Below are 8,571 nucleotides of genomic sequence, written 5' to 3' on the forward strand. Positions count from 1 at the left end.
CCTCTCATCTGTGCAAAAAGGCCCGGTCCAATCCGGGCCTTTTTCATGGCCGCTATCGGTCCTTTTTCACGACACTGTAAAACTTCATGTAGTATCTGTGGTTGCGAGGCTGATTTGCGACGCCGCCGCGTCTCGGGGGCGAGGGGAATATGATCGACAAGTGGATGCCGCCGAAGCGAAAGCTCGGAAGGCGGGGGATGAGTCTGCCGGGGGTGAGCGCTATGTCTGCGCTCGCGCTGGGCCTTTCCGCGCGCGTCGCTTTCGCCGATTCCGGACTTGGGCAAACCCTTCCTGAAAGCCTCCCCAAGGCGCTGACGACGCTTGGCGTTTCGCCTGCCGCCGCCGCGCCGACAGTCAGCCTTTACCTGCTCGGCGCGCTCGGCGTTGCCGCTTTCGGCGTGACCCTTGCCGCCATGGGCATGCGTGCCGCGCGTCGTGCCCGCAATGTGGCGCTTGAGCGCGAACGCGATCTCTCAAGTGTCGAAGCCCGCCTTCATGCGGCGGAATCGATTCTCGCCGCCGAACCCGATGCCGTCTTCATCTGGACGCCGGAAAGCTTGCGCGCCGCGCCCGGCACCTTCCAGTCGCGCCCGCGCATTGTCGGCTCGACGGCGACACTCGTTGACCCCGCCTCGGGCGATCTCGACTTCGCCTATCTGCTGACGCGCCTTGAGCCGGAAAATGCCGGACGCCTCAACACGGCGGTGCAGCGCCTGCGCACACGCGGCGCGCGCTTCTCCCTTCATGTGCAATCGATCGATGGCCGCACCTTTGAGGCCGAAGGCCGCCCGGCGGGGGCGCTTGCCGTGCTCTGGCTGCGCGATGTCACGGGTGAGCGCGCCGAAGTGAGCCGCCTGATGGAGCGCTTGCGTCAGGCGGAAGCCGGTCGCGCCCGCTTTGAAGAACATGTGATGACGGCGCCCTTTCCAGCCTGGCGTCGCAATGAGGATGGCAGGCTTTCCTGGGTCAACGAGGCCTATGCGCGGGCCGTCGATGCGATCTCTCCGGAAGACGCCGTTGTGCGCGGCCTCGAGCTTTTGAACGAGGAAGTCCTGTCGACGCTGCGCCGCCGGCTTTTCGACCGGGCGCGGGCGAACGAGCGCACACATGCAATCATGGCGGGCGAACGCCGCGCCATCGAGGTTTTCGAGCAGCGCGTTGCGGGCGGGCTTGCGGGCGTCGCCGTCGATGTCTCGGCGCTGGATGCGGCAGAGGCGGAACTGAACCGCCATGTCGAAAGCCATGCGGCAACGCTTGACCGCGTGACAACGGCGGTCGCGATTTGCGGGCCGGACAAGAGGCTCAAATTCCGCAATCGCGCTTTTGAAATCCTCTGGGGCCTCGATCCGTCATGGCTCGATACGGAACCGACAGACGGCGAAATTCTCGATCAGTTGCGCGCCCAGCGCCGTTTGCCCGAGCAATCGAATTTCCAGCTCTGGAAACAGGGGCGTATGGAACTCTACACCTCGCCCACGCCGGTCGAGGAATATTGGCATTTGCCCGACGGGCGCATCATCAAGCTTCTGGGTCAGGCTCATCCGTTCGGCGGCGTGATCTATCTTTATGAGAACGTCACCGAGCAGCTCAATCTTGCCAGTTCCTACAACACGCTTGCCCGCGTGCAGCGCGAAACGATCGATCATCTTTATGAAGGCGTGGCGGTCTTCGGCTCCGATGGCCGTCTGAAACTGTCAAATCCGGCTTTCGCTCGCATCTGGAATCTCGCGCCTGATGCGCTTGAAGGCGAGCCGCATGTGAATGCCATCGCCGAGGCGACGCGGGCGCTTTATGGCGACGAAGCGCAAGCTGCTGCCTTCAAGGCGCGCATCACCAATGATGCCGGTGCGCGCGCCCAATCGACCGGACGGTTGGACCGCCCCGACGGGACGGTCATCGACTATGCCATTGTGCCGCTGCCTGATGGTGCGAGCCTCATCACTTATGTCGATGTGACGGATTCGATCCGCATGGAATTTGCGCTGCGTGAGCGCAATGACGCGCTTGAAACGGCGGATCGTCTGAAGTCTGAATTCATCAGCCACGTCTCCTATCAATTGCGCACACCGCTGACGAATATTCTGGGCTTCGGCGAAATCCTTGAAACCGAAATGTTCGGCGATCTCAACCCCAAGCAGCACGAATATACGCAAGGCATTCTGGAATCGTCGGACACGCTGCTCGAAATCGTCAACGATATCCTCGATCTCGCCGTCATCGAAGCGGGCGCCATGACGCTTGATCTTTCCGATGTCGAGATTTCCGAAGTCGTGCATTCGGCGGAACAATTTGCGCTTTATCCGTCGCAGAAAAATCGTGTCGTGCTGAAGGTCGAATGCCGCGACGGCATGGGTTCGGTGCGAGCCGATGAAAAGCGCATCAAGCAGATCATGATCAATCTTCTGTCGAACGCGCTCGCCTTTACGAGTCCCGGCGACACGATCACAATCGGCGCGCGCCTGCTTGAAAACACCGTGCAGCTCTATGTCGCCGATACGGGCGTTGGTATTAAGCCGGAATTTCAGGCAACCGTTTTCGATCGCTTCGAAGCACATCCCGACACGGATCGCCGTCGCGGCGCCGGTCTTGGCCTCAGTCTTGTGCGCTCCTTCGTCGAGTTGCATGGCGGCTGGGTCACGCTGGAATCCGCGCCCGATCTGGGTACCTGCGTCACCTGCCATCTGCCGGTGCGGGCAACGCTCGCCCAGCCTGCTGCACCCAAATTGGATGGCGAGCCGGTCCCCGCTTTACGGGTCGGCGCCGACGAGCTTCGCTGACGCCTTATCCCTTCATTCTTGACTCGAGCTATTTCGAGGCGTATCGATTTCGACCTTCGCGTGCCATTTAGGCTGCGACCAGAGCGAGTGGATTCCATGACCGACGCTTCGAACATTGCAGGACACGTGCCGACAGGCGCTGTCGGCATGTCGTGCGTATCGATCGCTCGCGAGGAAAACGCGGACTAGAAACGTCCGTAAAGATCCGATGGATCCACCCTCCCGAGCCTGGCGAATGCTCCGGAGGGTTTTTTGTGCCCGTTTTCCTCCGCTGCCGTTCCCGGGCTTCGAGACAAGAAAAAGCTCCGGTCATGACTGAAATTCTCGACGCTACATCCATAAAAGTTCCCTTTGAGGAAGCTCCCCTGCCGCCCGCCGAACCCGTGCGCCACTTCATTGTGGAAGCGCGCGAACTGGCGCGGCTTGCCGGTCCCATCGTTATCACGCAGCTTGCGCAAATGGGCGTCGGCACCATCGACGTGCTGCTGCTCGGCGCTTACTCCAAGGACGCGCTGGCGGCCTCCGCGCTGGGCCTGAGCCTCTATTACGCCATGTGGGTTCTCGCCATGGGGCCCGCCATCGCCGTGTCGCCGATGATTGCGCATATTCTGGGTGCGCAGCATTCCGACACGAGCGGTATCCGCAAGAGCGTACGCATGGCCTTCTGGGTCATCTTGTTGATGATGCCCTTCCAGATCGCCTTCCTGTGGTACGCGGGCGACATGCTGGCCGCCATCGGTCAGCCCGAAAAGCTTGCTGCCGATGCGGGCCTTTTCGTGCGCGCATTGGCGGTGGGCTTCGTCTTCACCGCGCTCTTCAATGTGTTGCGCGGCTACGCGACCTCCCTCAGCCGTCCCAACGCGCCGTTGATCGTCATGGGTCTCATGATCCTCTTCAATGCGGGGCTCGCCTATGCGCTCATCTTCGGCCATTTCGGCTTTCCGCGCATGGGACTGCTTGGCGCCGGCATCGCCAGTGCTGCTTCGTTTGCCTTCAGCTTCTTTGCCATGCTCGCCATTATTTTCATGACGCCGGATCTTGCGCGCTATCGCATCTTTCATCGTTTCATGGATTTCGACTGGGCGGTCTGCAAGGAGGTATTGCGGCTCGGCATGCCGATCAGCCTCACGATCATTTTCGAGGCCATGTTCTTCAATGCGGGCACGATGATCATGGGCTATTTCGGCACCGACAGCGTTGCCGCGCATCAGGTGGCGCTCAACGTCGTGGCGCTGTGCTTCATGGTGCCTTTGGGCGTGGCAACCGCCGCCACCGTGCGCATCGGCCTTGCGGCAGGTGCGGAAGACAGGCCGCGCGTCCGCCGTGCAGGCGTCGCGGCCATGGCGATGAGCCTCGCCTTCATGTTGCTGATGGGCATAGTGCTCTTCGTCTTCGCACCGCGCATCATCGGCTTTTATGTCGATCCGCATAACCCGGACAATGCGGGCGTCATTGCCAATGCGGTCCTCTTCCTGCGCATCGGTGCCGCATTCCAGATATTCGATACGATGCAGGTCGTCGCATCGCTGAGCTTGCGCGGATTGAAGGATGCGAACGGCCCGATGTGGATTGCGGGCGGCAGCTATTGGCTTATCGGCTTTCCGCTGGCGCTACTCCTTGCCTTTCATTTCCAGTTGCAGGGCATGGGCGTCTGGATCGCTTTCGTCATTTCGCTGGCCATTGCGGGTTTTGCCATGTGCTGGCGTTTTGTCCGCCTGTCGGACATGCACCTCACTATGCGAAGGCAGAAATCGAGCTAGACTGATCCCCTCACTACGAGGAGGCTGCGATGCTTGAGCGTGTGATAGAGCAAAGACGGCGCGATCTGGGCGGCGGCTTCGAAGTCGGGCGCGTGCTTCCGGTCGCCCAGCGCCGCATGGTCGGGCCGTTCATCTTCTTCGATCACATGGGCCCAATGAGGTTCGAGCCCGGCATTCCCAAAAGCCTCGATGTGCGACCGCATCCCCATATCGGTCTCTCGACCGTCACTTATCTTTTTGACGGCGAGATCATGCATCGCGACAGCATCGGCTCGGAAATTGCGATCCGTCCGGGCGAAGTGAACTGGATGACTGCAGGTCGCGGCATCACGCATTCAGAGCGGCTTGAACATGCGCGCGAAGTCGGCGACACGATTCACGGCATCCAGTCCTGGGTGGCGCTTCCCGATGGCGAGGAGGAGGTCGACCCCACCTTCACGCATTATGGTGCGGCCGATCTGCCCATCCATGAGGATAAGAATATCTGGATGCGCCTTGTTGCGGGCCGGGCATATGGAATGACGTCGAGCGTCAAAACCCATTCGCCGATGTTTTATGCCCATTGCCTTCTGCAACCCGGCGCAACGCTCGAACTCCCCGCCGACTTTCCCGAACGCGCTGCCTATGTGGTGACAGGTGCAGTCGAGGCGGAAGGGCAGCGCATCGAGGCGGGGCGCATGGCGGTTTTCTCGTCCGGCGACGCGCCGGTCATCAAGGCGCTCGCATCCTCCATCGTCATGGTGCTGGGCGGCGAGCCCATCGGCCAGCGTTTCATCGACTGGAACTTCGTTTCCTCATCGAAAGAGCGCATCGAGCAGGCAAAGGCAGATTGGCGCGCAGGCCGCATGAAATTGCCCGACCTCGACCATGACGATTTCGTGCCGCTGCCTGAATAGGCTGCGCGAGTTGCCTACTTCTCGGCTATCGCCTTGAGGTTTGCGAGCCCTTCCGTCATCTGATCGCCGACCATTTTGTCCATGTTGAAGATCACATGCATGATCTTGTGCTGGAAATATACGGGCCCGTGCATCGACCACGTTACTGTCGTCGCATCGCCTTGTGGAACAAGCGTGAATTCCACAATGTTGTGCGCTTCGAAGGGCTTCTTGAAATCGAGATTGATGGAGATTTTTTCGTTCGGAATCGACTCGACGATCTCCATGCGCCCGATACCGGCATTGCCGTTGCCCTCCCAGGCATAGGCAGCGCCGGCACCCGATGCCGGTCCCTCATAGCTGCGCTTCATCGCCGGATCGAGTTTCTCGTAAGGCGACCAGGTACCGAAGGCATGAAAGTCGTTAATGAGGGGATAGATTTTATCCGGCGCCGCATTGATCGTCGCCGAGCGCTCGACACGAAACGTGTCCGGCTTCAGCGCCGCCAGAATGAGGATGGTCACGACGGCAGCGACGATCAGAATGCCGACGATGATGGAAATAGTTTTCAGCACGATCAGCCCCTTCGCTTTGATTGAGGTAATGTGGGTTCAGGCGGTCTTCTCGTAAATCACCATCCACGGCAGGCCGAACTGATCGGTGACCATGCCGAAGCGATGCGCGAAGAAGGTCTCCGTCAGCGGCTGCCGCACTTCGCCATTGACGGACAGTGCCTTGAACACACGCTCAGCCTCCGCCGTATTGGGAACGTTGAACGTGATGTTGAAGCCCTGCATCGGTACGGGCGTTTGCACGGAAGGCGGATTGTCCGAACCCATAAGCGTGAAATCGCCGATGGCGAGCCGCGTATGGATAATGAGATCGCGCGTCGCGTCGGTGAGGCTCATCTCGCCCGGTGCTTCGCCATAGGTCATCGACATCGCAATCTTGCCGCCCAGATGCTTCTGGTAATAGGCGAAGGCCTGTTTGCAATTGCCGTTGAAATGCAGATAAGCGCTGAATTGCATGATGTCCTCCCGTGAATGCATTGACAGGTAAGCGTCAGAGGCGCGCGAGATATTCTCCAAGATGCACGAGCACCTGCGTCCAGCCGTCACGTTGCTGCTCGGCGCTGTGCATATCCTCAAGCGTCAGCACCAGTGTCAGCCTGGTCTTGCCCTCACTCTCGGCGAGGTCGATGGAGACGGGTCGTCCGTCGCCGACGGTGAAGACAATCCGCGAATAGGGCGTCACTTCGTCGTAAACACCCTCGAAGGTGAAATCGTTCTTTCCGTCAGGCGAGCCGTAGCCGATGCGGAACGTGCCGCCCTTGCGCCCGTCGGATTCCGCAAACGGCGTCGTCCAGTCGCTCGATCCCCTGTGCCAGTTGATGAGATGCTTCGGGTCGAGCCATGCCTCGAATACCAGCTTGCGCGGTGCGTCGAAGGTGCGAGTGATGGTGATGGTTTTCATCTCGGTCACTTGTCTCACTCTCCCTGGATATTCTGGGCATATCCGGCCATGTAGGCGCCAAGCCGGTCGAGGCACTGGTTCCAGCCGGTCGTCTGCGATGCATGTGCCGTGAGATCTTTCAGGATCGCCTTATGGAAGGTGAGCGTGGTCTTGCCTGCGCTTTCGGCAAGCTTGATCGTTATCAGCGTTTCATGATTGGGCGAGTCATGGCCTTCTTCCCAGATATGGGTGAAGACCAGTCGCTCCGGCGCGACGATCTCGCGATAGACGCCATGCATCGCGTAATCCCTGCCTTCCGGCGAACGAATACCGATGCGCCATTTGCCGCCTACACGCAGATCAAGCGCAACATGCGGCACGGTGAAGTTGTTCGGCCCGAACCAGCGCGCAAGATGCTGCGGGTCGGTCCATGCCTTGAAGACGAGAGTGCGCGGCGCAGCGAGAACGCGCCGGATAAAAATCTCACCGCCGGTGGCTTCGGCGCTCGCGCTAGGATTTGCGGACACGCTTCTTCTCCGTGGCCTTTGCTTTCGTCTTTTTCGGTGTCTCTGCCGCCTGCAGCTCTTGCAGATATTCCTCAAGTCGATCGAGGCGCGCGTTCCAGAGGCGACGATACTCTTCGAGCCAATCGTCGACCTCCTTGAGCGCCTCCGGCTCAATCCGGCAGGGCCGCCATTGCGCCTCGCGGCCACGCGCAATCAGCCCTGCGCGCTCCAGCACTTTCAGGTGCTTCGAGACGGCCGGTAGACTCATTTTAAAAGGCTCGGCAAGCTCCGTAACAGAGGTTTCGCCAAGTGCGAGCCGGGCAAGGATTGCACGGCGCGTCGGATCGGCAAGAGCTGAAAACTTGACACTTAAATGATCGGATGACATTTATAAAAACCAATTGGTTAAATAACCTTATGGTTTAATACAAGATTCAACAGGTGCGGTCAAGGCGGCACGCGCCGGAGCCCGAAAGCATGAGCCTCAACGCAAGGAAATTTCCATGTCCCTGACGCTGCATATGCATCCGCTCTCCTCGTTTTGTCACAAGGCGCTGATCGCGCTTTACGAAAACGACACGCCATTCGAAATATGTTTCATCGATCTGGGGGATGATGCGTCGGCAACGGCATTCAAGGCGCTATGGCCAATCGGCAAGATGCCGGTGCTGCGTGACGAGGCGCGCAATCAAACAATCCCCGAGACGACGATCATCATTGAATATCTGCAGAGCCACTATCCCGGTCGCATAAAATTTATCCCCGATGATCGCGAACTTGCGCTGCAGACACGTCTGAGCGACCGCTTCTACGATCTCTATGTTCAGCAGCCCATGCAGAAGATCGTCACGGACAATATCCGACCGGCGGGCGCGAACGATCCGCACGGCGTTGCGGAGGCGCGGGCCTTGCTGCGGACGGCATGCGATCTTGTTGAGCGCGATATGGCGACGCGCATCTGGGCGGTCGGCGATGCCTTCAGTCTTGCCGATTGTGCCGCCGCACCTGCGCTGTTTTATGCGGACAAGGTGGCGCCGCTCGCTCAAGACCATCCAAATGCTGCGCGGTATCTCGATCGGCTGATGGCGCGGCCATCATTTGCGCGCGTGCTTGACGAAGCCAAGCCCTATTTCGCCATGTTCCCCGGCTAGTTCAACGGCCTCCTCCACCTGATAAATCTGTGAACGGAACAAGACATGAC

The 8,571-nt window shown here is 59.7% G+C and carries 9 protein-coding genes; 4 read left to right on the plus strand and 5 right to left on the minus strand.

What is annotated here, in order from left to right; translation table 11 throughout:
- Positions 1 to 221: 221 nt before the first annotated feature.
- From WA943_RS09095 to WA943_RS09105, 3 genes are all read left to right on the plus strand, one after another.
- Positions 222 to 2,777 (plus strand): ATP-binding protein, encoded by a 2,556-nt coding sequence (locus WA943_RS09095; protein ID WP_424469554.1) that lies wholly within the window; start codon positions 222 to 224, stop codon positions 2,775 to 2,777.
- 311 nt (positions 2,778 to 3,088) lie between these two features.
- A complete protein-coding gene (locus tag WA943_RS09100) occupies positions 3,089 to 4,537 on the plus strand; it encodes an MATE family efflux transporter (RefSeq protein ID WP_424469555.1) in 1,449 nt (482 codons plus the stop codon).
- Between the two features lie 29 nt (positions 4,538 to 4,566).
- Positions 4,567 to 5,433, plus strand: a complete 867-nt coding sequence (locus WA943_RS09105; RefSeq protein ID WP_424469556.1) for a pirin family protein — start codon at positions 4,567 to 4,569, stop codon at positions 5,431 to 5,433.
- Between the two features lie 14 nt (positions 5,434 to 5,447).
- On the opposite strand, the gene WA943_RS09110 is transcribed toward WA943_RS09105, so the two are convergent.
- The 5 genes from WA943_RS09110 to WA943_RS09130 are packed head-to-tail and all read right to left on the minus strand — an operon-like array spanning position 5,448 to position 7,758.
- Positions 5,448 to 5,987: an SRPBCC family protein gene (locus WA943_RS09110; protein WP_424469557.1), complete on the minus strand. Its 540-nt coding sequence runs from the start codon at positions 5,985 to 5,987 to the stop codon at positions 5,448 to 5,450.
- A 36-nt stretch (positions 5,988 to 6,023) separates the two neighbouring features.
- Positions 6,024 to 6,440 (minus strand): VOC family protein, encoded by a 417-nt coding sequence (locus WA943_RS09115; RefSeq protein ID WP_424469558.1) that lies wholly within the window; start codon positions 6,438 to 6,440, stop codon positions 6,024 to 6,026.
- A gap of 34 nt (positions 6,441 to 6,474) precedes the next feature.
- Positions 6,475 to 6,885, minus strand: a complete 411-nt coding sequence (locus tag WA943_RS09120) for an SRPBCC domain-containing protein (protein ID WP_424469563.1) — start codon at positions 6,883 to 6,885, stop codon at positions 6,475 to 6,477.
- A gap of 14 nt (positions 6,886 to 6,899) precedes the next feature.
- Positions 6,900 to 7,391: an SRPBCC family protein gene (locus WA943_RS09125; protein ID WP_424469559.1), complete on the minus strand. Its 492-nt coding sequence runs from the start codon at positions 7,389 to 7,391 to the stop codon at positions 6,900 to 6,902.
- Positions 7,375 to 7,758 carry an ArsR/SmtB family transcription factor gene (locus WA943_RS09130; RefSeq protein WP_424469560.1) on the minus strand — a complete coding sequence of 128 codons (384 nt, stop codon included), beginning with the start codon at positions 7,756 to 7,758 and terminating at the stop codon, positions 7,375 to 7,377. Before WA943_RS09130 ends, WA943_RS09125 begins: the two co-directional genes overlap by 17 nt.
- Positions 7,759 to 7,873: 115 nt before the next feature.
- Here WA943_RS09130 and WA943_RS09135 point away from each other — a divergent pair, with 115 nt between their 5' ends.
- Positions 7,874 to 8,521 carry a glutathione S-transferase family protein gene (locus WA943_RS09135; protein WP_424469561.1) on the plus strand — a complete coding sequence of 216 codons (648 nt, stop codon included), beginning with the start codon at positions 7,874 to 7,876 and terminating at the stop codon, positions 8,519 to 8,521.
- Positions 8,522 to 8,571: the final 50 nt, after the last annotated feature.

Source organism: Parvibaculum sp. (assembly GCF_049651025.1).
GTDB lineage: Bacteria > Pseudomonadota > Alphaproteobacteria > Parvibaculales > Parvibaculaceae > Parvibaculum.